Source organism: Nocardioides palaemonis, from assembly GCF_018275325.1.
Lineage (GTDB): Bacteria > Actinomycetota > Actinomycetes > Propionibacteriales > Nocardioidaceae > Nocardioides > Nocardioides palaemonis.
Window position 1 is genome coordinate 941,841 of record NZ_JAGVQR010000004.1, and the last position, 23,273, is coordinate 965,113.

Consider the following 23,273-nt stretch of genomic DNA (forward strand, 5'->3'; position numbering starts at 1 on the left):
GTGCGTCAGTCCAGCACGACCAGCACGTCGCCGTCCTGGACGACGTCGCCGACGGTGACCTTGACCGCCGAGACCGTGCCGGCCCGCTCGGCCAGCATCGGGATCTCCATCTTCATCGACTCCAGCAGCACGACGGTGTCGCCGGCCTCGACGCGGTCGCCCTCCGCGACCTCGATCGTCAGCACGTTGGCGACCAGCTCGGACACGATCTCGAGCGACTGGGAGCGGGCCATGGACCCGACGCTAGCGGTTACCCGGGCGTAGACGCTGATCCGGGCCGCCGCGCTCAGAGCTCGGCGAAGCGCCGCGGCTCGGGCCGGTGCGGGCCGGCCTCCTCGGCCCGGCGTCCGCGCCGCCCCTTGGGGCCGGTCAACGCGAGGTCCACGCGGATCAGGAGGTAGCCGACGAGCAGCCCCAGCACGAGCGAGTACGCCACGCGCAGCGCGGCCTCGAGGTAGGAGCTGTCGGGTGCGACCAGGCCGCTCGCCATCGGCACCGTCGCGGCCACGCCGAACGCGCAGACCCACCAGCCCTGGCGGCGCCGGGCTCGGACGTGGGTCCCCCAGACGAGCGCCGGGATGCCGAGCAGGACGACGAGCGGCCGCGGGAACGCACCGATCACGTCGGCCGTGCGGTCGGCGAAGTCGAGCACCGACGACACGAAGCTCTGGGCGCCGTAGCGCCGGAGCAGCTCGGCGTAGGCCAGCGTGACCACGAGCACGACCAGGCCGATGGCGACGATCACCGCACCGCGCCGGCCGAGCCCGTGCAGGCCGGCACCGAGCCGGTAGACGATGGTGAAGAGCAGGGCGAGCGCCAGCACGAGCGCCGCGAGCTCGAAGCGCTCGGCGCCGACGGTCGGCTCGAAGCCGACGGCGGCGAGCGCGGTCACCGCGGCCACCAGCGTGGCGAGCAGGACCTCCCGGACCGCCTTCCACCAGGTCACGGCCGGGACGGTCGCCATCACGGCGTAGACGCTGCCCACGACGCAGGTCATCACGGCGGCGCCGGTGGGCAGGACCCGCCCGCCGACGAGCACGCTCGCGGCGCCGAGCGCGAGCGCGAGGCCGGCGGAGACGAGCGCCCGCCCGGCGGTCCGGGTGGCCAGGAGCCACGACAGGGCGGTCACGACGGCCACCGACCCGGCCCCGTCGAGCCAGGTCGGGGCCGACGGCAGCGGGTCGCCGTCGGACGTGGCGCCCGCGGCGGCCCAGAGGAGCGCGAGGGTCCCGGCGAGCAGCAGCGCGAGCCACGCGACGACCAGTCGGGTGGGCGGTCCGTCGTCGGGGATGATCGGCGCGCCGATCGCCGGCGACGGGATCGGCTCCGGCGCGGGGTCGGGTGCGGCGGCCGGCTCGGCAGGCTCGGCAGGCTCGGCAGGGACAGGGGCCGGCGCGGGCTCGGGGCGGTCGGCGGGCGCCGTCACCTTCGGGGTCCGGCGCCACCGCGACGGGGGGCGCTCGGCCGCGCGCTTGCCGCGGGACGAGCCGCGCGCACCGCCGTTGGTGGGGGAAGACACGTCGGACGAGGTTACAGCCGGCGGTTGGCCAGCGACGGATTGGTGCGACGGGCCTCGACCAGGACGGTCCGCTCGAGGGTCGCCTCCACGGTCGTCTCGGCGCCGTCGGCCTCGGCGAGCAGGTCACCGAGCGGGCCGTAGACCGCGGAGTGGCCGACGTAGCGCGGCTCGGGCTGGCCCGCGCCGACGACGAAGCAGGTGTTCTCGATCGCCCGGGCGGCCAGCAGCGTGCGCCAGTGCGCGACCTTGCGGTCCCCCGGCAGCCACGCGGCCGGCACCACGAGGACCTCGGCGCCGGCGTCGACGAGGCGGCGGGCGAGCTCGGGGAAGCGCAGGTCGTAGCAGGTCATCAGGCCGACCTGCCAGCCCGCGACCTCGACCACGACCGGCTCGGTGGCGCCGCCGGAGAGCCGGTCGGACTCGCGGTAGCCGAAGGAGTCGTAGAGGTGGATCTTGCGGTAGACCGCTCGCGCCGTCCCGCCGACGACGAGGGTGTTGAACGGGCGGTCGGGGTCGTCGGAGACCTCGAACATCCCGGCCACCACCGCGCACCCGCCGGCGTCGGCGGCGCGCGAGACCTCCCGCGCGAACGGACCGTCGAGGGGCTCGGCGTAGGCGCTGACGTCCGAGCCGGCCTCGCCGAAGTCGCGGGCGAAGGCCTCCGGGAGCACGACCAGGTCGGCACCCGCGCCCGCCGCCGCCTCGAGCCGCTCGCGGTTGGCGGCGGGGTCGAGCCCGCTGCCCCACTGGTGGACGCGCACGCGCAGCCGGTCGCTCATGGAACCAGCGTGCCAGCCGTCCGGGCAGGATGGGGGCATGGAGCCCGACGTCGATCCCCAGCGCGCCCCGGGCGGCTTCTGCGGCGTCGTCCTCGCTGGCGGCACGGCGGCGCGCCTGGGCGGGGTGGACAAGGGGGGCATCGAGCTCGACGGGCGCACCCTGCTCGACCTGGCCGTCGACGCGCTGGTCGACGCCGACGAGGTGGTCGTCGTCGCCCCGCGGAGCGTCCCGACCGCCCGGCCGGTGACGTTCGTCTGCGAGGACCCGCCGCGCGGCGGGCCGGTGGCCGGCCTGCTCACCGGCGTCGACGCCCTGCTGCGCCGGCCGCGCACGGTGGGGGTGGTGGCGGTGGACATGCCGCGCGTGACGGCCACGACGTGGCGCCGGCTGCGCGAGGCGGCCGCCGGCCACGACGGTGCCTTCCTGCACGACCACGACGGCCGCCGCCAGCTCGCCGGGGTGCTCGACGCCGACCGGCTCGGGCAGGTGCGCCCCGACCTCGAGGGCCAGCACGCGATGGCGCTCCACCGCCTGCTCGCCCCGCTGCGCCTCGCCCAGGTCCCGGCCGAGGCCGACGAGGCCGTCGACGTCGACACGTGGGCCGACCTGCGCGACCTCCGCGGCTGACCCGCCCGTCGGCGCGGGGTCGCTTGTGCGCGGACCGCGCGGTGGTGGAGATTGGACCCGTGAACCTCCACGACTGGATCGACGAGCTCAGCGACGCGCTCGACGTCGACACCGAGGTCGACGAGGGCCTGGTCCTCGACCTCGCGCGGACGGCCGCGCAGAACGTGCAGAAGACCGCCGCGCCGATCACGGCGTACCTCCTCGGCTACGCCGCAGGCGCCGGCGACGCGGACCCGGAGCAGGTGGAGCGGCTCGCCGCCCGCGCCCAGGCGCTCGCCGAGAGCTGGGACAAGCCGTCGGACGCGCCCGACCCGGACGACGTCGACGACGACGTGCCGGACGACTCCTCGGTCGACCACACCGACGACGAGTACGAGGACTGACGTGCGCGCTGTCGTCGCCGAGGGGACCGGCGGTCCCGAGGTCCTGTCCGTCGGGGAGGTCCCCGACCCCACGCCCGCGCCCGGCGAGGTCCTCCTCGACGTCGTCGCCACGGCGGTCAACCGCGCCGACACCCTCCAGCGCCAGGGGTTCTACCCGCCGCCGCCCGGCGCCTCCGACACCATCGGGCTGGAGTGCAGCGGGCGCATCGCCGCCCTCGGCGAGGGCGTGGAGGGCTGGTCGGTCGGCGACGAGGTGTGCGCCCTGCTCGCCGGCGGCGGCTACGCCGAGCGCGTGGCGGTGCCGGTCGGTCAGGTCATGCCGGTCCCGGGCGGGGTGTCGCTGGTCGAGGCGGCGGCGCTGCCCGAGGTGGCCGCCACCGTCTGGTCCAACGTCTTCATGACCGCCCACCTCGCCCGCGGCGAGCGCTTCCTCGTCCACGGCGGGGCCGGCGGGATCGGCACGATGGCGATCCAGCTCGCCGCGGCCCGCGGCGCGGAGGTCCTCGCGACCGGCGGCTCCCCGGAGAAGCTCGAGCTGTGCCGCTCGCTGGGGGCCACCCGCGCGATCAGCTATCGCGACGAGGACTTCGTCGAGGTGCTCGAGGAGGCCGGCGGCGCCGACGTGATCCTCGACAACATGGGCGCGAAGTACCTCGGGCGCAACGTCGCCGCCCTCGCCACCGGCGGCCGGCTCGTCATCATCGGCATGCAGGGCGGGGCGAAGGGCGAGCTCGACATCAACGCCCTGCTGCGCAAGCGCGCCTCGGTCACCGCGACCTCCCTGCGGGCGCGGCCGCTGGAGGAGAAGGCCGCGATCTGCTGCGGCGTCGTGGAGAACGTCTGGCCGCTCGTCGCGGCAGGGCAGGTGCGCCCGATCGTGGAGAACACGATGCCGCTGGAGGACGTCGCGAAGGCCCACCGCCTGATGGACGAGGGCGGCCACAGCGGCAAGATCGTGCTGACCCTCTGACCGTCTGACCCGCCCGGCTAGGGTCGTGGGCATGACCCAGCAGCCCTCAGCCCCCAGCGCCGGCGACGGGGAGGACCAGGTCGTGGTCCTCGGCCCCGACGGCCAGCCGATCGGCACCATCCCGGCCAGCGCCCTGCCCGCGATGGCCCAGGCCGCGGAGGCTGCCGACGGATCCGGGGACGAGGAGCGCGGCGAGCGCCACGTCACCGAGCTGGTCGAGCAGCCGGCCAAGGTGATGCGGATCGGCTCGATGATCCGTCAGCTGCTCGAGGAGGTGAAGGCGGCGCCGCTCGACGAGGCCAGCCGCCAGCGGCTCAAGGAGATCCACGCCGCCTCCATCAAGGAGCTGGAGTCGGGCCTGGCGCCCGAGCTGGTCGAGGAGCTCGAGCGCCTCTCGCTGCCCTTCACCGAGGAGGGCACCCCGTCCGACGGCGAGCTGCGGATCGCCCAGGCGCAGCTGGTCGGGTGGCTCGAGGGCCTCTTCCACGGCATCCAGACCGCGATCTACGCCCAGCAGATGGCCTCGCGCGCCCAGCTCGAGCAGATGCGCCGCGCCCTGCCCGCGGGCGGCGGCCACGGCGCCGGTCACCCGCCGATGGGCATGCCCAACATGCCCGCCGACGACTCCGCCGAGGAGGGCGACGGCCACGGCGGCACCGGGGGCATGTACCTCTGACCCGACCGCCGCCGGACCACCGCTGGTCGAGGAGGTCGCGCAGCGATCCCGGCTTCCGCTGGTCGAGGAGGTCGCGCAGCGATCCCGGCTCCCGCTGGTCGAGGAGGTCGCGCAGCGATCCCGGCTCCCGCTGGTCGAGGAGGTCGCGCAGCGATCCCGGCTCCCGCTGGTCGAGGAGGTCGCGCAGCGACCGTCACGAGACCCGGGCACCACGATCCGGCGCCAGACCACGGTAGAGGGGTCTCGTGACACGACCCTTCGAGACGGCCGCGGGCGGCTTCCTCAGGACACCGCTTCGTCCCTCCCTCGACCAGCGACGGCGGGGGCGGCTGAGGGTCAGCGTCGTCCGACGCGGCGTACGACGGCGAGGCCGAGCAGCCCGATGAGGGCGGCGGCGGCGCCGGGTGCGGCCATCCGCGTGAAGCGCGGCGGCGCGGAGTCCTCGACCTTGGTGAGCACGGCCTCCGGCGGGGGCGGCGGGGCGACGGGCGTGCCCTCGCCGAGCAGCTTCTCGACCTTCTGCACCTTGGTGGGGTTGGCCACCGCGGTGCCGCCGCAGCTGTCGGCGGTGTAGGGCGACGCGGTGCCGGTGGCGAGCCACAGGTAAGTCGTGCCGACCTTCAGCGCGCCCAGCCCGCAGGCATCCGGCCCGGGCGAGGTGACGAGCGTCGAGCGCTCCGGGCTGCCCTGGTAGGCGCGGGAGGCGGTGACGGTGTAGGTGTGGCCGTCGCCCTGGGTGCCGACGGCGTCGACCGTGCCGATGAAGACGACGTCCGCCTTCTTCACCTGCTGGGCGAGCTGGCCCTGCTTGCAGGTGCACGCGGCCGAGGCCGGGGCGGAGACGCTCAGCACCAGGCCGGTGCAGGCGATCACCATCGCGGCGACGAGTCGGAGGGCGCGGGACATGGCCCACACCCTAACGAGGCAGGTCGAAGAGCTCGGTGAGCACCACGGCGACGCCGTCCTCGTCGTGGCGCGGGGCGAGGTGGTCGGCGACCTCGCGGACCGTGGCGTGGGCGTTGGCCATCGCGTACGACGTGCCGGCCCACTCCAGCATCGGCAGGTCGTTGGGCATGTCGCCGAACGCCACCACGTCGCCCGCGTCGAGGCCCAGCTCCTCGGCCACGACCGCGAGCGTGGTGGCCTTGGTGACGCCCGCGGCGCTGATCTCGACCAGCGCGAAGCTCGACGACCAGGTGGTGGTCACCAGGTCGCCCACCGCGTCCTCGACACGGCGCCAGAAGTCCTCGGCCTCGAGGTCGGGGTGGGTGGCGAGCACCTTGACCACGTCGTCGGTGTAGATCGACTCCCACGTGCCCCGCCGGGAGTCGCGGTCGTCGGGGTGGCGCGGGAAGGCGTCCTCGCGCGCCCAGCCCGACGTGTGCTCGACCGCGAAGCTGGTGCCGGGCACCGCGCGCCGGACCCGCTCGGCCAGCTCGAGCCCGACCTCGCGCGGCACCACGCTGACGTCGCGCACCGCGCGGCGGGCGACGTCGTAGACGATGCCGCCGTTGCTGCAGATCGCCAGCCCGTGGCCGCCCACCGCGTCCCACAGCTCCTCCATCCACCGCACCGGGCGCCCGGTGGTGAAGACGACCGGCACGCCGCGCGCGTCCAGCGCGTCGAGCACCCCACGCGTACGCGCGGACACCCGGCCGTGCGCGTCGAGCAGCGTGCCGTCGAGGTCGGTCGCGACCAGGCGCGGCGCACCCGTCATCGTCACGATCCCGCGGGTGGGAACCAGCGCGAGAGCTCGACGGCGGCGCCGTCCTCGTGGACCGGGTCGGTCACGTGGTCCGCTGCGGCGCGGACCTCCTCGACCGCCTGACCCATGGCGACGCCACGACCGGCCCACCGGAGCATCTCGATGTCGTTGCGGCCGTCGCCGACGGCGAGCACGTCGGCCGCCGACAGACCCAGGGCTGCGCAGACGTGCTCGAGGCCGGACGCCTTGGAGACGCCGACCGGCGACAGGTCGAGCCAGGCCGTCCAGCCGACGACGTAGTCGGTGCCGTGCAGGCCGAGCCGGGCGCCGAGGTCCACGAAGTCCTGGGCGGTCGCCTCGGGGTCGCGGATGATGACGCGGCTGACCGGCTCACCCACGATGTCGGCGACGTCGGTGATGATCTGCTCGCCCGAGATCTCCCCGTCGGGGAAGACCCGGTTGACGCGGTAGCCGCCGACCTCGCGCTCCTCGACCGCGACCAGCGCGTCGGGGTGGTGCTCCAGCACGGCGGCGACGGCGGGGGCCGCGTCGAAGGTCTCCTCGTGGACGACCTCCATCGGCGGGTAGCGGAAGACCACCGCGCCGTTCGAGGCGACCACCCAGAGGCGGTCGGAGCCCTCGCGCGGCAGGCCGAGCAGGTCCGCGATCCGGGTCATGCCGTGCGGCGAGCGGCCGCTGGCCAGCACGACGTGGGCGCCGGCGTCGAGCGCGCGGTGGACCGCGTCGTGGACGGCGGGCGTGACGGTCTCGTAGTCCTCGGTCTGCCCGTCGACCCATGCGAGCAGGGTGCCGTCGATGTCGAGCGCGACGACCTGGGGGCGCCAGTCAGCCGGTTTCGAGGCTCGCTGCGCTCGCACCTCAACCACCGAGGTGAACCGGCTTCAGCACTTCCAGGCCACCCATGTAGGGGCGCAGCGCGACGGGCAGGGTGACCGAGCCGTCGGCGTTCTGGTGGGTCTCGAGGATCGCGACGATCGCGCGGGTGACGGCGGTGAGCGTGCCGTTGAGGGTGGCGACCGGGGTGGTCTGGCCCTCCACGCGGGTGCGGACGTCGAGGCGGCGTGCCTGGAACTCGGTGCAGTTGGAGGTCGAGGTGAGCTCGCCCCAGCCGTTGCGGGTCGGGATCCACGCCTCGCAGTCGAACTTGCGGGCCGCGCTGAGGCCGAGGTCGCCGGCCGCGGTGTCGATGACGCGGTAGCAGAGCTCGAGCTTGTCGAGGAACTCCTTCTCCCAGGCCAGCAGCCGCTGGTGCTCGGCGTAGGACTCCTCGAGCGTCGTGTAGACGAACATCTCGACCTTGTCGAACCAGTGCACGCGCCAGATGCCGCGGGTGTCCTTGCCGTGCGAGCCGGCCTCCTTGCGGAAGCACGGGCTGAAGGCGGCGTAGCGCAGCGGCAGCGCGGCGGAGTCGAGGATCTCGTCGGAGTGGAAGGCCGCCATCGGGACCTCGGACGTGCCGACGAGGTAGAGGTCCTCGCCCTCGATCCGGTAGACGTCGTCGGCGGCCTGGCCGAGGAAGCCGGTGCCCTCCATCGCGCGGGGGCGTACGAGCGACGGTGCGGCGGTCTGGACGAACCCGGCGGCGCGGGCCTGGTCCATCGCCATGTTCACGAGTGCGAGCTGGAGCTGGGCGCCGACGCCGGTGAGGAAGTAGAAGCGCGAGCCGCTGACCTTGGCGCCGCGCTCGAGGTCGAAGGCGCCGAGCAGCTGGCCGAGCTCGACGTGGTCGCGCGGCTCGAAGTCGAACTCGCGCGGCGTGCCGACCTGCTCGATGACGGTGTAGTCGTCCTCGAGGCCGGCGGGGGCGGCCTCGTCGGCGAGGTTGGGGATGGCCTTCATGGCCTCGTCCCACGCGGCCTCGGCGGCGGCGCGGGCGGCCTCGGCCTCCTTCACCCCGGCGGCGAGCTCCTTGACCTGCGCGAGGAGGGCCTGCTTCTCCTCGCCCTGGGCACGCGCGACGAGCGCGCCGCTGGCCTTCTGCTCGGAGCGCTTGGCCTCGAAGTCGGCGATCGCCTGGCGTCGCGCGGCGTCGGCCGCGAGCGCGGTGTCGACCACGTCGTCGGACAACCGACGCTTGGCCTGCGCGGCGCGGACGCGGTCGGGGTCGTCTCGGAGGATCCGCGGGTCGATCATGACGAGAGGCTATCCGGAGGGGCGTACGCCGCGGCAATCGACTTGGGCATACTTCGCGGGTGACTCCCGCCTCCCGCAACCGCTCCCTCACGCTGTCCGGCGTGTGCCTGCTCGGCTTCGCGGGTCTCGGGTGGGCGGTCACCGGCGACCGCGCACCCCTCGACTCCTTCGACGTCGAGGGGCGCAACCTCGAGGACTGGGCCGACGGCTCGCCGCTGCTCCTCGACGTGCTGCGGTGGGTCGAGCACCTCTTCGGGACCGTCGGCATGACCGTCCTCACGGTCGTCCTCGTCCTCGGGCTGCTGCTCCGGCGCCAGCGCTGGGCCGCGCTGCTGGCCGTGGTCGTGATGGTCGCGACCTCCTTGGCCACGTCCGGGCTCAAGATCTGGCTCGGCCGCGACCGACCGGAGTGGCAGGGCACCGACTTCAGCCCGCTCAGCTCCTACAGCTTCCCGTCCGGGCACGCCTCGTCGACCGCGGCGTACGCCTGCCTGCTCGTCACGCTGCTGGTGCTGTTCGTGCGGCGGGCGAGCCTGCGGCGACTCGGGACCACCCTGGTGGTCGCGTGGTGGCTCGTCGTCTGCCTCGACCGGGTGCTGCTCGGGCGGCACTTCCCCACCGACGTGATCGCGGGGTCGCTGCTGGGCATCGGGATCTTCGCGCTCGCGCTGGCGGTCATCGACCCGAGGCCGCGCTCGACCGCCGCCCACGCCGAGCCCCTGCCCGAGGTCTACGCGTCGGAGCGCCGGCTGGCGGTGATCCTCAACCCGATCAAGGTCGAGGACGTCGGGCAGTTCCGCGCGACGGTCAGCGCGATGGCGAAGGAGTCGGGCTGGTCCGAGCCGACCTGGCAGTACACCACCGTCGAGGACCCCGGCACCGGCATGGCCGAGCGGGCCGCCGTCTCCGGCGCGGACCTGGTCATCGTGTGCGGCGGCGACGGCACGGTGCGCGAGGTGTGCGCCGAGCTCGCCGGCACCGGCATCCCGGTCGGGATCATCCCGGCCGGCACCGGCAACCTGCTGGCCCGCAACCTCGACGTCCCGCTCTACCTCCGCTCGGCCATCGACGTCGCGCTCAACGGCCAGGACCGCGCGATCGACCTCGTCGAGGTGAGCGGCGACGGCATCGAGGACACCCACTTCATGGTGATGGCCGGCATGGGCTTCGACGCCGCGATCATGGAGGGCGTCAACGAGGACATCAAGAAGAAGATCGGCTGGGTGGCCTACGTCGTCTCCGGCCTGAAGTCGCTGATGTTCCCGGCCGTGAAGGTCGAGATCCAGATCGACGACCACGAGCCGACGACCCACCGCGCGCGCACCGTCGTGGTCGGCAACGTCGGCTTCCTCCAGGCCGGCATGCCGCTGCTGCCCGACGCCGCGATCGACGACGGCGTGCTCGACGTGGTGATCATCCACCCGCGCCAGTTCCTGTCCTGGATCACCGTCGCGATGCGCGTGCTGCGCAAGAGCCCGATCGTCGACGAGACCCTCGACCGCCGCACCGGCTCGCGCGTGCGGATCACCGCGACGTCCGACACCCCGCGCCAGCTCGACGGCGACTCGATCGGCGAGGGCCGCGAGCTGCGGATGGAGTGCGTCCACGGGCGGCTGCTGGTCCGCGTCCCCCGCTGACCCGAGTCGGCGCGAGTGTCACGCCCGGACTCGTCGAGTCGGCGCGAATGTCACGCCCGGACCCGCCGAGTCGGCGCGAATGCCACGCGTTCCCTGGATCTTCTGCCGACTCGGCGCCGATCCGCTGCGCACTTCTGCCTACTCGGCGCTGATCTGCGGCGCACTTCTGCCTACTCGGCGCTGATCTGCGGCGCACTTCTGCCTACTCGGCGCCGATCCGCTGCGCACTTCTGCCTACTCGGCGCTGATCTGCGGCGCATCCACGCCCACTCGGCGCTGGTCCGCGTCAGGGGAGGAAGCGGTAGCCCATCCCCGGCTCGGTGACGAACAGCACCGGGTGGGCGGGGTCGGCCTCGAGCTTGCGGCGGATGCTGGCGAGGTGGACCCGGAGGTAGTTGGTCTGCCGCTCGTACTGCGGGCCCCAGACCGCGGTCAGCAGCTCGCCCTGGCGGACCAGGCGGCCGCGGTGGCGGGCGAGCACCTCGACGATGCGCCACTCGGTCGGGGTCAGGTGCAGCTCCTCGCCGTCACGGGTGGCGCGCGAGTCGGTGACGTCGAGGCGCAGGCCGTCGACCTCGACCACCAGCTCCGGCTCCTCGCGGCCCACCCGGCGCGAGGTCGCGCGCACCCGGGCGAGCAGCTCCTCGATCGAGAACGGCTTGGTGATGAAGTCGTCGGCGCCGAGGTCGAGCGCCTCGACCTTGTCGTCGGACTCGGTGCGCGCCGACACCACGATCACCGGGACCTGGGTGAACGAGCGCAGCCGGGTCAGCACCGAGATCCCGTCGAGGTCGGGCAGGCCGAGGTCGAGCAGCACCACGTCGGGCATCCGCTCGTCGACGATCTGGAGCGCCGAACGGCCGTCGCCCGCGGTCTCGACGTCGTAGTCGCGGGCGCGCAGGTTGATCGACAGCGTGCGGCGCATCGCCGGGTCGTCGTCGACGACGAGCACGAAGGTCATCGGGCCTCGCTCTCGAGGGTCGGGAGGGCGTCTGTCGTGGCGGTCTGCTGCGGGGAGGGGGTGGGCAGCTCGAGGACGAACGTGAGCCCGCCCCCGGGTGTCTCCTCGGTGGCGATGGTGCCACCCATCGCCTCGGTCAGGCCGTGGGCCACCGCGAGCCCGAGGCCGACGCCGTCCTGCTGGGGGACGTCGCCGAGACGCTGGAAGGGGGCGAACAGCCGCTCCTGGTCGTGGTCGCGGACGCCCGGTCCGGTGTCGGCGATGCGCAGCGCGACCCGGTCGCCGACGACGCCGGCGTCGACCCGGACCCGCGCACTGGCGGGGGTGTACTTCAGCGCGTTCTCGCAGATGTTGGCCAGCACCCGGTCGAGCAGACCGGCGTCGGCGAGCGCGAGGGTCTCGGGCGCCACGTCGACCTCGATCCGCTCCCCGCCCACGAGCGGCGCGATGCTGGCGCGGACCGCCTCGGCGAGGTCGACCTCGGCGAGCGCGACGCTCACCGACCCGGTGCTGATCCGGCTCATGTCGAGGAGGTTGGCCACCAGGGCGGACAGCCGGTCGGTCGACTCCTCGATGGTCTCGAGCAGCTCGGCCTCGTCCTGCGGCGACCAGGTCACGTCGGTGCTGCGCAGGCTCGCGACGGCCACCTTCACGGCCGCGAGCGGGTTGCGCAGGTCGTGGGAGACGGCGGCGAGCAGGGCAGTGCGGGTGCGGTCGACCTCGGCGAGACGGAGCCGCTCGACGTCGGCCAGGGTCGCGAGCCGGCGCTCCTCCATCACCTTGGCGTAGGCGGCGTAGGCGTTGAGCAGCCCGCGCTCGTTGGCCGGCAGGGTCGCCCCGGAGAGGACCAGCGTGCTCCGCTCGTCGACGACGGCGGACATGTCGGCCCGCTCGACCGTCGCCGGTGCGTCGCCGCAGCTGGCCACGACCACCTCGGCACCGGACTCCTCGCGGCGGACCAGCGCCGCACCGTTGGCGCCGAAGAGCCGGCAGGCCGACGACAGCAGACCGGCGGTGTCGTTGCTCGACGTCAGCAGGCTGTGCGCGAGGACGGTCAGCGCGTCGGCCTCGGACCGCGCGGCGCGCGCCTGCGCCGTACGCCGTGCCGCGGTGTCGACGACGGTCGCCACCGCGATGCCGACCGCGACGAAGATCGCGATGGTGACCACGTTCTCCGGCTCGGCGATGGTGAGCGTGTAGAGCGGCGGGGTGAACAGGTAGTTGAGCAGCACCGCGCTGAGCAGGGCCGAGACGACCGCCGCCGCGAGCCCGCCGATCAGCGCGGTCGCCACGACCACGACCATCAGCGACATCGCCTCGATCGGCAGGCCGTGCAGGTCCTTGGTGAGGTGGAGCAGCAGGCTCAGCAGGCACGGCACCACGACGCCGAAGACGATCCCCGCGACACGACGCCGGGTCCCGAGGCTGTCGGTGCGCGGCCGGAACGAGGCGCGCCCGACGTAGTCGTGGCTGACGATGTGGACGTCCATGTCGCCCGAGCCGATGACCACCCGCTCGCCGACGCCGGGGCGCAGCAGGGTCGAGACCCGTCCGCGCCGGCTGGCGCCGATGACGACCTGGGTGGCGTTCTCGGCGCGCGCGAAGGCGAGGATCGCCTCGGCGGCGTCGTCGCCGACGACGGTGTGGAAGCTGCCGCCGAGCTCCTCGGCCTTGGCGGCGAGGCGGGTGAGCTGGTCGGGGGCGATGCCGGTGAGGCCGTCCTGGCGGGTGACGTAGAGCGCCTGCCACTCCCCGCCCGAGCGGCGGGTCGCGATCCGGGCCGCGCGGCGCATCAGGGTGGATGACTCGGGTCCGCCGCTCACCGGCACGACGATCCGCTCGCGGGTCGCCCAGGTCGAGTCGATCTCGTGCTGGTCGCGGTAGCGCTCGAGGCCCTCGTCGACCCGGTCGGCGAGCCACAGCAGCGCCAGCTCGCGCAGCGCGGTGAGGTTGCCCTCGCGGAAGTAGCGGGAGAGGGCGGCGTCGATCTTCTCGGCCGTGTAGATGTTGCCGTGGGCCATCCGGCGCCGCAGCGCCTGCGGGCTCATGTCGACCAGCTCGATCTGGTCGGCCGAGCGGACCACGTGGTCCGGCACCGTCTCGCGCTGCCGGACCCCCGTGATCTGCTCGGTCACGTCGTTGAGCGACTCGAGGTGCTGGACGTTGACGGTCGTGATGACCTCGATGCCCGCGTCGAGCAGCGCCTCCACGTCCTGCCAGCGCTTCTCGTGGGTGCCGCCCGGGACGTTGGTGTGGGCGAGCTCGTCGACGAGCACCACGTCGGGGCGCCGGGCCAGCACCGCCTCGAGGTCCATCTCCTCCTGGACGGTGTCGCGGTAGGTCACCTGCTTGCGGGGGACGACCTCGAGGCCCGCGAGCTCGCGCTCGGTCTTCGGCCGGCCGTGCGTCTCGACGTAGCCGACGACCAGGTCGGTGCCGCGCTCGACGCGGCGGTGGCCCTCGTCGAGCATGGCGTACGTCTTGCCGACGCCGGGCGCGGCGCCGAGGTAGACGCGCAGCCGTCCACGATCCATGGGCCCAGTCTCCCCTGCCGGGCCTCAGCCCGCGGCCGCCGCCTGCACGGCGACGTTGAGCTCGAGCACGTTGACGCCCGGCTCGCCGAGGAAGCCGAGGCTGCGGCCGTCGGTGTGCTCGGCGACCAGCCGCTCGACCTCCTCCAGCGTCAGCCCGTTGGCCTCGGCCACCCGCGGCGCCTGCAGCGCGGCGTACGCCGAGGAGATGTGCGGGTCGAGGCCGGAGGCGGAGGCGGTGACCGCGTCCGCCGGGACCTCCGAGGTGTCGACCCCCTCGCGGGCGGCCACCTCGGCCTTGCGGTCCTCGATCGAGGCCATCAGGTCCGGGCTGAGCGGGCCGAGGTTGCTCGGCGCGCTGGCCAGGGTGTCGTAGTCGTTGGCGGACGGCCGGGAGAGGAACCACTGGTCGCCCTCGAACTGCTGGCCGATCAGCCGGGAGCCGACCACCTGGCCGTCGACGCGGACCGGCGAGCCGTCGGCGCGGTCGCCGAAGGCCTGGCCGGCCGCCCACACGGCGGTCGGGTAGCCGACGCCGAGCAGGACGGTCATCACGAGCAGGAGTCGCAGCCCGGCGAGGGACTGGCGGGCGAGGTCGGTGAACATGGTCAGCACGCTTTCTTGGTCCGGCTGGGCCCGGTCAGGAGCCGAGGCCGGGGATGGTCGAGACGATCAGGTCGATGAGCTTGATGCCGACGAAGGGCACCACGATGCCGCCGAGCCCGAAGACGAGGATGTTGCGGCGCAGCACCGCGGACGCCGACGCGGCACGGAAGCGCACGCCCCGCAGGGCCAGCGGGATCAACGCGACGATCACCAGGGCGTTGAAGATGACCGCCGAGAGGATCGCCGACTGCGGGGTGGCCAGGCCCATCACGTTGAGCCGGTCGAGCGACGGGTAGGCCGCGACGAACATGGCCGGGATGATCGCGAAGTACTTCGCGACGTCGTTGGCGATGGAGAACGTCGTCAGCGCACCGCGGGTGATGAGCAGCTGCTTGCCGATCTCGACGATGTCGATGAGCTTGGTCGGGTCGGAGTCGAGGTCGACCATGTTGCCGGCCTCCTTGGCGGCCGCGGTGCCGCTGTTCATCGCGACGCCGACGTCGGCGGCGGCGAGGGCGGGGGCGTCGTTGGTGCCGTCGCCGGTCATCGCGACCAGCCGACCGCCCTCCTGCTCGCGGTGGATGTAGGCCATCTTGTCCTCGGGCGTGGCCTCGGCCAGGAAGTCGTCGACGCCCGCCTCGGCGGCGATCGCCTGCGCGGTGAGGGCGTTGTCGCCGGTGATCATCACCGTGCGGATGCCCATCGCGCGCAGCTCGGCGAACCGCTCGGCCATGCCCTCCTTGACGACGTCCTTGAGGTGGATCACGCCCAGGACCTGGCCGGCGCCGGACGCGTCCTTGCGGCCGATCACCAGCGGGGTGCCGCCGTCGCGCGAGATCGACTCGACGATCTGGTGGACCTCGTCGGGCTGGGCGACACCGAGCCATGCGGCGATGGCGGAGCCGGCGCCCTTGCGGACCTGGGTGCCGTCGGCGAGGTCGACGCCCGACATGCGGGTCTGCGCGGTGAACTCGACGAACTCCGCACCGGCCGGGAGGTCGGTGTCGTCGGCGCCCTGGACGAGCGCGAGGTCGACGACCGAGCGGCCCTCGGGCGTCTGGTCGGCCAGCGAGGACAGCCGCGCGGTGTCGCGCAGCTCGCCGCGGTCGACGCCCGGGGCGGGCACGAAGCGGCTGGCCTGGCGGTTGCCGTAGGTGATCGTGCCGGTCTTGTCGAGCAGCAGGGTGCTGACGTCGCCGGCCGCCTCGACGGCACGACCCGACATGGCGAGCACGTTGACCCGGACCAGGCGGTCCATGCCGGCGATGCCGATCGCCGAGAGCAGGGCGCCGATGGTGGTCGGGATCAGGCAGACCAGGAGCGCGACCAGCACGACGACGTCCTGCGGTGCCCCGGCGTACGTCGCCATCGGAGCGAGCGTCGCCACGGCCGCGAGGAAGACCAGGGTGAGGCTCGAGAGCAGGATGGACAGGGCGATCTCGTTGGGCGTCTTGCGGCGCGAGGTGCCCTCGACCAGCGCGATCATCTTGTCGAGGAAGGTCTCGCCGGCCGCGGCGGTGATCCGGACGACGATGCGGTCCGACAGCACGCGGGTGCCGCCGGTGACGGCGCTGCGGTCACCGCCCGCCTCGCGGATCACGGGCGCGGACTCTCCGGTGATGGCGGACTCGTCGACCGAGGCGATGCCCTCGACGATGTCGCCGTCGCCGGGGACCACGTCGCCGGCCTCGACGACCACCCGGTCGCCGACCGCGAGCTGCGTGGCCGGGACCTCGCGCTCGGAGCCGTCGTCGGCGAGCAGCCGGGCGACGGTGTCGGTGCGGGTGGCGCGCAGCGACGCCGCCTGGGCCTTGCCGCGGCCCTCGGCCACGGCCTCGGCGAGGTTGCCGAAGACGACCGTCAGCCACAGCCAGACGGCGATCGAGACGGTGAAGAACCCGGGGTCACGGACGGCCGCGACGGTGGTCACGACCGAGCCGACCAGGACCAGGAACATCACCGGCGAGCGCCACATGTGTCGCGGGTCGAGCTTGCGGATCGCCTCGGGCAGCTGCCGGGCGCCCTGCGCGAGCAGCACGCCGAGGGTCATGCCGGCGGCCGGGCGGGCCGGGCGCGGGGCCTCGGGCTCGTGCCCGGTGCCGGTGGGTGGGGTCAGCGTGGTCGTCATGCGAGGGCCTCTGCGATCGGTCCGAGGGCGAGCGCCGGGAAGTAGGTGAGGCCGGTCATGATGAGGATGACGCCGACCAGCATCCCGACGAAGAGCGGAGTGTGGGTGGGGAGCGTGCCGGCGGTCACCGGCACCGTGCCCTGCTGGGCGAGCGAGCCGGCGAGCAGCAGGACCAGGACGATCGGCAGCAGCCGGCCGAGCAGCATCGCGAGGCCGAGCATGATCTGGAAGAAGTCCGAGGTCACGGTGATGCCGCCGAACGCACTGCCGTTGTTGTTGGCCGCCGAGGTGAAGGCGTAGAGCACCTCGGAGAAGCCGTGGCCGCCCGGGTTGCCCATCGCGTCGGAGGTCGAGCCGCGCGAGATCGCGATGCCGGTGCCGACCAGCACGAGGGCGGGCGTGGTGAGGGTGTAGAGCGCGACGTAGGTCATCTGCTTGGCGCTGATCTTCTTGCCGAGCAGCTCGGGGGTGCGCCCGACCATCAGGCCGGCGACGAAGACCGCGAGGACGGCCATCACGAGGATGCCGTAGATGCCGGCGCCCACGCCTCCGGGGACGATCTCGCCCAGCATCATGTTGACCATGACGGTCCCGCCGCCGGTGGCGGTGAGCGAGTCGTGCGAGGCGTTGACCGCACCGGTCGAGGTGCCGGTGGTGGCGACCGCGAAGAGCGCGGACGCCCACTCGCCGAACCGGGTCTCCTTGCCCTCCATCGCGGCGCCGGCGGCCTGGGCGGTCGGCGAGTGCGCGCCGACCTCGGCCCACGTCGTGACGACGAGGGAGACCGTCCACAGCACGCCCATCACCCCGAGGACCGCCAGGCCCTGGCGACGGTTGCCGAGCATCGTGCCGAGCGTGCGGGTGAGCGCCACCGGCAGCACGAGGATCAGGTAGATCTCGAGGAAGTTGGTCCAGCCCGTCGGGTTCTCGAACGGGTGGGCGGAGTTGGCGTTGAAGAAGCCGCCGCCGTTGTTGCCCAGCTCCTTGATCGCCTCCTGGCTGGCGACGGGGCCACCGGTGAGCACCTGGGAGTGACCGGCGAGCGTCGACATCGTCGAGTCGGCGAAGCTCTGCACCACGCCGCCCGCGACCAGCAGCACCGCGGCGACGAACGCCATCGGCAGCAGGATGCGTACGGTGCCGCGGGTCAGGTCGACCCAGAAGTTGCCGAGCGAGCCGCTGCGGGAGCGGGCGAACCCGCGGACCAGCGCGACCGCGACCGCGATGCCGACGGCGGCGGACAGGAAGTTCTGCACCGCGAGCCCGGCCATCTGGGCGGTGAAGCCGAGCGTGGACTCGCCCGCGTAGGACTGCCAGTTGGTGTTGGTGACGAAGGAGATCGCGGTGTTGAACGACATCCAGAACGGCACGCCCGGCAGGTCGCGGTCCATCGGCAGCGCCGCCTGGCCGAGCTGGATCGCCATCAGCACCACGATGCTGACCAGGCTGAAGCCGACCACGCCGGTCGCGTAGGACCGCGCGCCCTGCTCGGCGTCGGGGTTCACGCCGCTGAGGCGGTAGACCGCACGCTCGACGCGCAGGTGGCGCGAGCTGGTGAAGACCCGCGCCATGTAGTCGCCGAGCGGGACGTAGGCCGCCGCCAGCAGGGCGACGAGGAGGGCGATCGTCAGCAGACCGCCGAGGGTGTCAGACACTAGAAACGCTCCGGGAAGATCAGGGCTGCCAGGACGTAGAGCGCGGCGAGCACCACCGCGACCACGAGCAGACTGGATTCGATGCTCATGGCCCCAGCGTCATCCCGTCGCCGGCCCCCACCGGGCGTCTTGACGCGATCTTGGCGCCCGTTGACGGGCACTTGTCGCCGGTGTGGCGCGCGCCGCACTCCGGGTGCCAAGGACGCGACAATCCGCTGTCAGGACGCCGTCAGGCGGCCCCACGACGGGCCCGTCCGTGGTGACGATCAGGGCATGACGACCCTTGATCCCGACCCGCTGCCCGCCGACTCCCGCACCGACGCCACCACCGAGCTCGCCTGCCTCCTCGAGCTCACCTCCAGCGCCTGGCGCGACGCCCTGGACGCCGTGGTGTTCCACGACTGCGAGGTGGCCCGCCGGGTGCTGGCCGGCGCCCGCGAGCGGCGGGTGGCCGCGGTGCGCGCCCGCGCCTGCGCCCAGGCCCAGCTGTCCGAGGCCCGCATCGTGCTGACCGCGCGCCGGCTGGTCCGCTCGGTCAACACCGTCCAGCTGATCGGCGACGTGGAGCGGCTCGAGCAGCTGATCGTCGCCACCGCCCGGCGGGTCCTCTCGGGTCGTGCCCACCTCGACCAGGACCTGCGCCCGGAGGTGGCGGTCCTCGGCCGGGCCGGCGCCCAGCGGCTGCACGACCTCGCCCTCGGCCGCCGACCCGGGCTCCGGGACGCCGACTACCTCGCCTGCGGGCGCGAGCTCGACGAGGTCTCCCAGTGCCTGGCCCGTCACGCACGGGCCCTCCGACGTCCGGACGGTGCGGTCGGCCTCTGCGCCGCCCTCACCTCTGGCGTCCTCGAGGCCTCACGCCACGCCTCGCGCGCGGCGTGAGGCCTCGCCCCGGATCCGGGTGGCCGCCTCACGCGTCGACGAGGGCGGCCACCTGGTCGGCGAGGAGGACCGCGACCCGGCACTGCTCGCGGGTCGGGCGGGCGACACGGGTCGCGCAGACGACCTCGAAGTGCCCGACCACGCGCGCCGCGCGGCGTACGTCCACCGCGACGAGCTCGTCGACGGGCAGGCCGGTCCGGTCGACGTCGCGCTGGTGGCCGTTCTGCGTCAGCACGCCGTCGTGGTCGAGCACCGCGACCCGGCGGTCGTGCACGGGCCCGGCGACGTAGCGGCACCGATCGGCGCCGAGCACGTCGGCGATCGCTGCGGCCACCACGTCGACCACCTCCTCGGGGCCGGTCTCGCCGCGGCTCACGGTCGCGGCGGCGGACAGCACCCCGTCGAGGTAGCCCGAGCGACGCGCGGCGCGGGCCTGCTGGCGCCGGCCCCAGATCGCGAGCTCGGTGACCGACAGCCCGATCAGCACGAGCAGCACCGCGACCTGGATGTCCCCCGGGTCGTGGATCTCGAGCCGGTTGAAGGGCTCGGTCAGGAAGAAGTCGAACCACGCGCCGCTCGACAGCGCGGCGACCACGCCGGCGAGCCGGTCGCCGGTCGCGGCGACCGCGACGACGCACAGCACGAGCACGAGCGCCGCGACGGCGGCCGGGACGCTGCCGCGGAAGCCCGCGAGCACGCCGCACACCGCGAGCGGGGACAGGACGGCGGCGGCCCGGACGAACGAGGGCGTGCGCCACCACGGGACAGGGGTCTGGACGGTGATCATCTCGTCAGTGCAGCACCGTCGCACCCCTCCGGGACCGCCCTTGACGCGTCGTTGACGCGGTCCTGTCGCCGACCCGACGCAGGGTCAGGGGCGGGCGTGCTCGATCGCCTCCTCCTCCTCGGGCGAGAGCTGCTGCTCGCACGACCAGGAGGAGATCGACTTGGCGTAGGTGCGGGCCTCGCTGCGCCCGTGGATGGAGGTCAGCACGACGCCGTGACCGGCGTCGTCGAGCAGCGCGAGGCTCCAGCTGAGGTGACCGCCGACGTCACCGAAGGCGTCGTAGCGCACCACCGAGACGTGGCGCAGCGCGTCGGCGTTCTCCGCCTTGAGCGCGGCCACCTCCTGGCGCAGGCCGTGGACGTCCTCGGGCAGGGCGTCGACGCCGTCGCCGCCGGGGCGGACGGTCGTACGACGCAGGGCGAGGCCGGCGAGCACGCAGGCGACGGCGGCGAGGAGGACGGCGACGACGGACAGCACCCCCGAACCCTATGTTCGGGGTGCGGTCACGGCCCGGCGGACACGGCCGGAGGTGACAGACTCGGCGGCGTGACTGCTCGACGGATCGCCTACCAGGGAGAGCCGGGCGCCAACTCCCACCTCGTGTGCCAGCAGGCCTACCCCGACTGGGAGCCGCTGCCCTGCGCGTCGTTCGAGGACGCCTTCGCGGCCGTGGAGAACGGCGAGGCCGACCTGGCGATGATCCCCATCGACAACTCGATCGCCGGCCGCGTCGCCGACATCCACCACTTCCTGCCCACCTCGTCGCTGCACATCGTCGGCGAGCGGTTCCTGCGCATCCAGTTCTCCCTGATGGCGCTGCCCGAGGCGAGCGTCGACTCGCTGCGCACCGTGCACAGCCACGTCCACGCGCTGGGCCAGTGCCGCGGCGTGATCCGCGAGCTCGGGCTCACGCCGGTCGTCGCCGGCGACACCGCGGGCGCGGCCCGGGAGGTCGCGGAGTCGGGCGACCCGACCCAGGCGGCGATCGCGCCGCCGCTCGCCGCGGAGATCTACGGCCTGCAGGTGCTGCGCGAGGAGATCGAGGACGAGGACCACAACACCACCCGGTTCGTGGTGCTCTCGCGCGACTTCGAGCAGGCGCCGTCCGGCGACGGGCCGGTCGTGACGACGTTCATCTTCAACGTCCGCAACCTGCCCGCCGCCCTCTACAAGGCGCTCGGCGGCTTCGCCACCAACGGCGTCAACATGACCAAGCTCGAGTCCTACATGGTCGGCGGCCACTTCACCGCCACCCAGTTCCTCGCCGAGGTCGATGGCCACCCCGACGACCCGGGCGTGCGCAACGCCCTCGAGGAGCTCGCGTTCTTCACCACCGAGGTCAAGGTGCTCGGCGTCTACCCCGCGGACGCCTTCCGCGACGCCTGACCGGCATACTCACCCGGTGATCGATCTGCTGGTCGTGGCCCTCGCCTTCGGCGCCATCTTCGTCGTCGAGCTGCCCGACAAGACCTTCATCGCCACCCTCGTCATGTCTACGAAGATGCGCCCGCTCCTCGTGTGGGTCGGCGTCGGGCTCGCGTTCCTCGTCCAGACCGGGGTGGCGGTCGGCGTCGGCAAGGCCGCGTCGTTCCTGCCCGAGCAGCTGATCCACTCGGTGGCGGCGCTGATGTTCGTCATCGGCGCGATCATCCTGTTCCGCGAGGCCCGCTCGGCGGACGCCGAGGAGTCCGAGCAGGAGGAGGAGTACGCCGCGAAGTCCGACGCCACGGCCCACGGCCTGAAGGTGGTGCTGACGTCCTTCCTCGTCCTCTTCGCCGCCGAGTGGGGCGACCTGTCGCAGCTGCTGACCATCTCGCTGGTCGCGAAGTACGACGACCCGGTCTCGGTCTTCATCGGCGCCTGGGGCGCGCTGCTCGCGGTGTCCGGGCTCGCGGTGATCGTCGGCCGGCTGCTCCTGCAGCGGGTCCGGCTGTCGGTCCTCCATTACGTGGGTGCGACGGTCTGCGTCCTCATGGCAGCCTTGACCGTGTGGGAGATGACGCGCTGACCGAGGCGATCCACCGCCGCTACACCGAGGTCAACGGGGAGCACCCGATGACGCCGGCCGACGACGCCTACGTGCGCGAGCACTTCGTCCCGGCCACCGACGAGACGTTGGAGCACATGCTCGCCGGGCGGCTGCCGCTCCCGTCCTACGTCCTGTCCGACGGGACCCCGATGGTGCCGGCCGACCACGGAGTCCTGGCCGACCACGCCGGTGGGCTCGACCGGCTGCACGACTGGTTCGTCGCGTTCTGGCCCGACGACCCGGCGACCGGCGAGGAGGAGTGGGCGGCCTACCTCTCCGGGCAGTACGTCTGCCTGAAGGAGGTCACGCCGGTCCGGATCCGCCAGAAGACCGAGCGCATCGCCGAGGCCGAGGCTGCGGTCGACCTGCTGCGCCGCGACCCGCACGACGAGATCGGTCGCGGGATGCTCGGGCAGGCCGTCGACGGCGTGCTCGCCGTCCCGGGGCTGGACGTCCTGCTGCGGCCGATGACGGCGTACGACCGGCTGCGCTTCGGCGGTCCCACCAGCCGCGAGCGCTGGGTCGACGCGCCGCGCGAGGCGTTCCTGACCCCCGTCGCGCCCGAGCTGCCGGTGCGCACCGAGCGACTGCTGCTGCGCGCCTGGCAGACGGGCGACGAGGTCGCGTTCGCCGGGGCATGGGCCGACGAGGACTACGCCAGCCTGCTGCTGACCCGGACCATGAACCCCGCCGAGGTCGGCGAGATGGTGCGCCGGCGGATGGACCCGGGGGACGGCAGGTTCGTCGGGCTCGTCGTCGAGCACGACGGCGAGGTCGTGGGCGACTCGATCCTCATGCTCGGCGGCACCGGCCTCAGCGAGGGCGAGATCGGCTGGACGATGATCCCCGGCCAGGGCGGCCGGGGCTACGCCACCGAGGCCGCCCGGGCGGTGCTCGCCCTCGGGTTCGAGCACTACGGCCTGCGCCGGATCGTCGCCAACCTCGACGTCCGCAACGACCGCTCGGCCGCGCTCTGCGAGCGCCTGGGCATGCGCCGCGAGGTGCACCGCCTCCGGGACTTCTGGTCCAAGGGCGAGTGGACCAGCTCGTACGAGTACGCGATCCTCCGCGAGGAGTGGGCCGCGCAGCGGGCCTGAGGCACAGGTGTCCGGGTTGTGGCCCTCGCGCGCCCGGCCCGCACACGTGTCCGGGTACTCGCCCTCCCGAGCCCGATCTGAGGTCGACTTCTCGGACACGTGTACGCGGTTGGCGGGGGCTGTGGAGGACGACCGACGCATCGGCG

24 protein-coding genes are annotated in these 23,273 nt (G+C 73.4%); 9 read left to right on the forward strand and 15 right to left on the reverse strand.

Features of this window, described 5'->3' with window-relative positions; all coding sequences use genetic code 11:
- Nucleotides 1-5: 5 nt before the first annotated feature.
- Genes KDN32_RS20270 through KDN32_RS20280 form a run of 3 tightly spaced genes read right to left on the reverse strand, consistent with a single transcriptional unit; the run spans nucleotide 6 to nucleotide 2,298 of the window.
- Nucleotides 6-233, reverse strand: a complete 228-nt coding sequence (locus tag KDN32_RS20270) for a biotin/lipoyl-binding carrier protein (protein WP_211734255.1) — start codon at nucleotides 231-233, stop codon at nucleotides 6-8.
- 53 nt (nucleotides 234-286) lie between these two features.
- On the reverse strand, nucleotides 287-1,519 hold the full coding sequence (locus tag KDN32_RS20275; protein WP_211734262.1) for a hypothetical protein: 1,233 nt from the start codon (nucleotides 1,517-1,519) through the stop codon (nucleotides 287-289).
- An 11-nt stretch (nucleotides 1,520-1,530) separates the two neighbouring features.
- Complete coding sequence (locus KDN32_RS20280) at nucleotides 1,531-2,298, reverse strand: carbon-nitrogen hydrolase family protein (RefSeq protein ID WP_211734264.1); 768 nt, start codon at nucleotides 2,296-2,298, stop codon at nucleotides 1,531-1,533.
- Between the two features lie 37 nt (nucleotides 2,299-2,335).
- On the opposite strand from KDN32_RS20280, the gene mobA reads away from it, so the two are divergent.
- Genes mobA through KDN32_RS20300 form a run of 4 tightly spaced genes read left to right on the forward strand, consistent with a single transcriptional unit; the run spans nucleotide 2,336 to nucleotide 4,955 of the window.
- Nucleotides 2,336-2,926, forward strand: coding sequence for a molybdenum cofactor guanylyltransferase (mobA, locus tag KDN32_RS20285; protein WP_211734266.1), 591 nt, complete (start codon nucleotides 2,336-2,338; stop codon nucleotides 2,924-2,926).
- Nucleotides 2,927-2,985: 59 nt separating this feature from the next.
- On the forward strand, nucleotides 2,986-3,309 hold the full coding sequence (locus tag KDN32_RS20290; protein WP_211734268.1) for a DUF6457 domain-containing protein: 324 nt from the start codon (nucleotides 2,986-2,988) through the stop codon (nucleotides 3,307-3,309).
- A gap of 1 nt (nucleotide 3,310) precedes the next feature.
- On the forward strand, nucleotides 3,311-4,279 hold the full coding sequence (locus KDN32_RS20295) for an NAD(P)H-quinone oxidoreductase (RefSeq protein WP_211734270.1): 969 nt from the start codon (nucleotides 3,311-3,313) through the stop codon (nucleotides 4,277-4,279).
- A 31-nt stretch (nucleotides 4,280-4,310) separates the two neighbouring features.
- Nucleotides 4,311-4,955, forward strand: coding sequence for a bacterial proteasome activator family protein (locus KDN32_RS20300; RefSeq protein WP_372446584.1), 645 nt, complete (start codon nucleotides 4,311-4,313; stop codon nucleotides 4,953-4,955).
- 336 nt (nucleotides 4,956-5,291) lie between these two features.
- On the opposite strand, the gene KDN32_RS20305 is transcribed toward KDN32_RS20300, so the two are convergent.
- Genes KDN32_RS20305 through serS form a run of 4 tightly spaced genes read right to left on the reverse strand, consistent with a single transcriptional unit; the run spans nucleotide 5,292 to nucleotide 8,814 of the window.
- A complete protein-coding gene (locus tag KDN32_RS20305; protein WP_211734272.1) occupies nucleotides 5,292-5,861 on the reverse strand; it encodes a hypothetical protein in 570 nt (189 codons plus the stop codon).
- A 10-nt stretch (nucleotides 5,862-5,871) separates the two neighbouring features.
- Nucleotides 5,872-6,672: a Cof-type HAD-IIB family hydrolase gene (locus tag KDN32_RS20310; protein WP_211734274.1), complete on the reverse strand. Its 801-nt coding sequence runs from the start codon at nucleotides 6,670-6,672 to the stop codon at nucleotides 5,872-5,874.
- A 2-nt stretch (nucleotides 6,673-6,674) separates the two neighbouring features.
- A complete protein-coding gene (locus tag KDN32_RS20315) occupies nucleotides 6,675-7,538 on the reverse strand; it encodes an HAD family hydrolase (protein ID WP_211734276.1) in 864 nt (287 codons plus the stop codon).
- A 1-nt stretch (nucleotide 7,539) separates the two neighbouring features.
- Nucleotides 7,540-8,814 carry a serine--tRNA ligase gene (gene serS, locus KDN32_RS20320; RefSeq protein ID WP_211734278.1) on the reverse strand — a complete coding sequence of 425 codons (1,275 nt, stop codon included), beginning with the start codon at nucleotides 8,812-8,814 and terminating at the stop codon, nucleotides 7,540-7,542.
- Nucleotides 8,815-8,873: 59 nt separating this feature from the next.
- Here serS and KDN32_RS20325 point away from each other — a divergent pair, with 59 nt between their 5' ends.
- Complete coding sequence (locus KDN32_RS20325; RefSeq protein WP_307854242.1) at nucleotides 8,874-10,451, forward strand: bifunctional phosphatase PAP2/diacylglycerol kinase family protein; 1,578 nt, start codon at nucleotides 8,874-8,876, stop codon at nucleotides 10,449-10,451.
- A gap of 286 nt (nucleotides 10,452-10,737) precedes the next feature.
- Here the strand turns inward: KDN32_RS20325 and KDN32_RS20330 are convergent, their stop codons facing one another.
- The 6 genes from KDN32_RS20330 to KDN32_RS20355 all read right to left on the reverse strand — a co-directional run bounded on the left by KDN32_RS20330 (nucleotide 10,738) and on the right by KDN32_RS20355 (nucleotide 18,421).
- A complete protein-coding gene (locus KDN32_RS20330; protein WP_211734280.1) occupies nucleotides 10,738-11,412 on the reverse strand; it encodes a response regulator in 675 nt (224 codons plus the stop codon).
- Nucleotides 11,409-13,946 carry an ATP-binding protein gene (locus KDN32_RS20335; RefSeq protein WP_211734282.1) on the reverse strand — a complete coding sequence of 846 codons (2,538 nt, stop codon included), beginning with the start codon at nucleotides 13,944-13,946 and terminating at the stop codon, nucleotides 11,409-11,411. The genes KDN32_RS20330 and KDN32_RS20335 overlap by 4 nt, the downstream gene beginning before the upstream one ends.
- Nucleotides 13,947-13,970: 24 nt before the next feature.
- On the reverse strand, nucleotides 13,971-14,549 hold the full coding sequence (gene kdpC / locus KDN32_RS20340) for a potassium-transporting ATPase subunit KdpC (protein ID WP_211735059.1): 579 nt from the start codon (nucleotides 14,547-14,549) through the stop codon (nucleotides 13,971-13,973).
- 34 nt (nucleotides 14,550-14,583) lie between these two features.
- The gene (gene kdpB / locus KDN32_RS20345) at nucleotides 14,584-16,599 is read right to left on the reverse strand and encodes a potassium-transporting ATPase subunit KdpB (protein ID WP_211735061.1); all 2,016 of its coding nucleotides are present in this window, start codon (nucleotides 16,597-16,599) and stop codon (nucleotides 14,584-14,586) included.
- Nucleotides 16,600-16,673: 74 nt separating this feature from the next.
- Entirely contained in the window at nucleotides 16,674-18,332 is a 1,659-nt protein-coding gene (kdpA, locus tag KDN32_RS20350) for a potassium-transporting ATPase subunit KdpA (protein WP_211734284.1), read from the reverse strand.
- Nucleotides 18,332-18,421 (reverse strand): potassium-transporting ATPase subunit F, encoded by a 90-nt coding sequence (locus KDN32_RS20355; protein ID WP_211734286.1) that lies wholly within the window; start codon nucleotides 18,419-18,421, stop codon nucleotides 18,332-18,334. Before KDN32_RS20355 ends, kdpA begins: the two co-directional genes overlap by 1 nt.
- Nucleotides 18,422-18,605: 184 nt before the next feature.
- On the opposite strand from KDN32_RS20355, the gene KDN32_RS20360 reads away from it, so the two are divergent.
- Nucleotides 18,606-19,214 (forward strand): hypothetical protein, encoded by a 609-nt coding sequence (locus tag KDN32_RS20360; protein WP_211734288.1) that lies wholly within the window; start codon nucleotides 18,606-18,608, stop codon nucleotides 19,212-19,214.
- 28 nt (nucleotides 19,215-19,242) lie between these two features.
- Here KDN32_RS20360 and KDN32_RS20365 read toward each other — a convergent pair whose 3' ends face one another.
- Together KDN32_RS20365 and KDN32_RS20370 are read right to left on the reverse strand one after the other, a co-directional pair.
- Nucleotides 19,243-20,001: a DUF4118 domain-containing protein gene (locus KDN32_RS20365; RefSeq protein ID WP_211734290.1), complete on the reverse strand. Its 759-nt coding sequence runs from the start codon at nucleotides 19,999-20,001 to the stop codon at nucleotides 19,243-19,245.
- A gap of 84 nt (nucleotides 20,002-20,085) precedes the next feature.
- On the reverse strand, nucleotides 20,086-20,478 hold the full coding sequence (locus KDN32_RS20370) for a DUF4446 family protein (protein WP_211734291.1): 393 nt from the start codon (nucleotides 20,476-20,478) through the stop codon (nucleotides 20,086-20,088).
- A 69-nt stretch (nucleotides 20,479-20,547) separates the two neighbouring features.
- Between KDN32_RS20370 and KDN32_RS20375 the strand changes: the two genes are divergently transcribed.
- Genes KDN32_RS20375 through KDN32_RS20385 form a run of 3 tightly spaced genes read left to right on the forward strand, consistent with a single transcriptional unit; the run spans nucleotide 20,548 to nucleotide 23,127 of the window.
- A complete protein-coding gene (locus tag KDN32_RS20375; protein ID WP_211734293.1) occupies nucleotides 20,548-21,387 on the forward strand; it encodes a prephenate dehydratase in 840 nt (279 codons plus the stop codon).
- Nucleotides 21,388-21,403: 16 nt separating this feature from the next.
- Complete coding sequence (locus tag KDN32_RS20380; RefSeq protein WP_307854243.1) at nucleotides 21,404-22,009, forward strand: TMEM165/GDT1 family protein; 606 nt, start codon at nucleotides 21,404-21,406, stop codon at nucleotides 22,007-22,009.
- The gene (locus KDN32_RS20385) at nucleotides 21,991-23,127 is read left to right on the forward strand and encodes a GNAT family N-acetyltransferase (RefSeq protein ID WP_211734295.1); all 1,137 of its coding nucleotides are present in this window, start codon (nucleotides 21,991-21,993) and stop codon (nucleotides 23,125-23,127) included. The genes KDN32_RS20380 and KDN32_RS20385 overlap by 19 nt, the downstream gene beginning before the upstream one ends.
- Nucleotides 23,128-23,273: the final 146 nt, after the last annotated feature.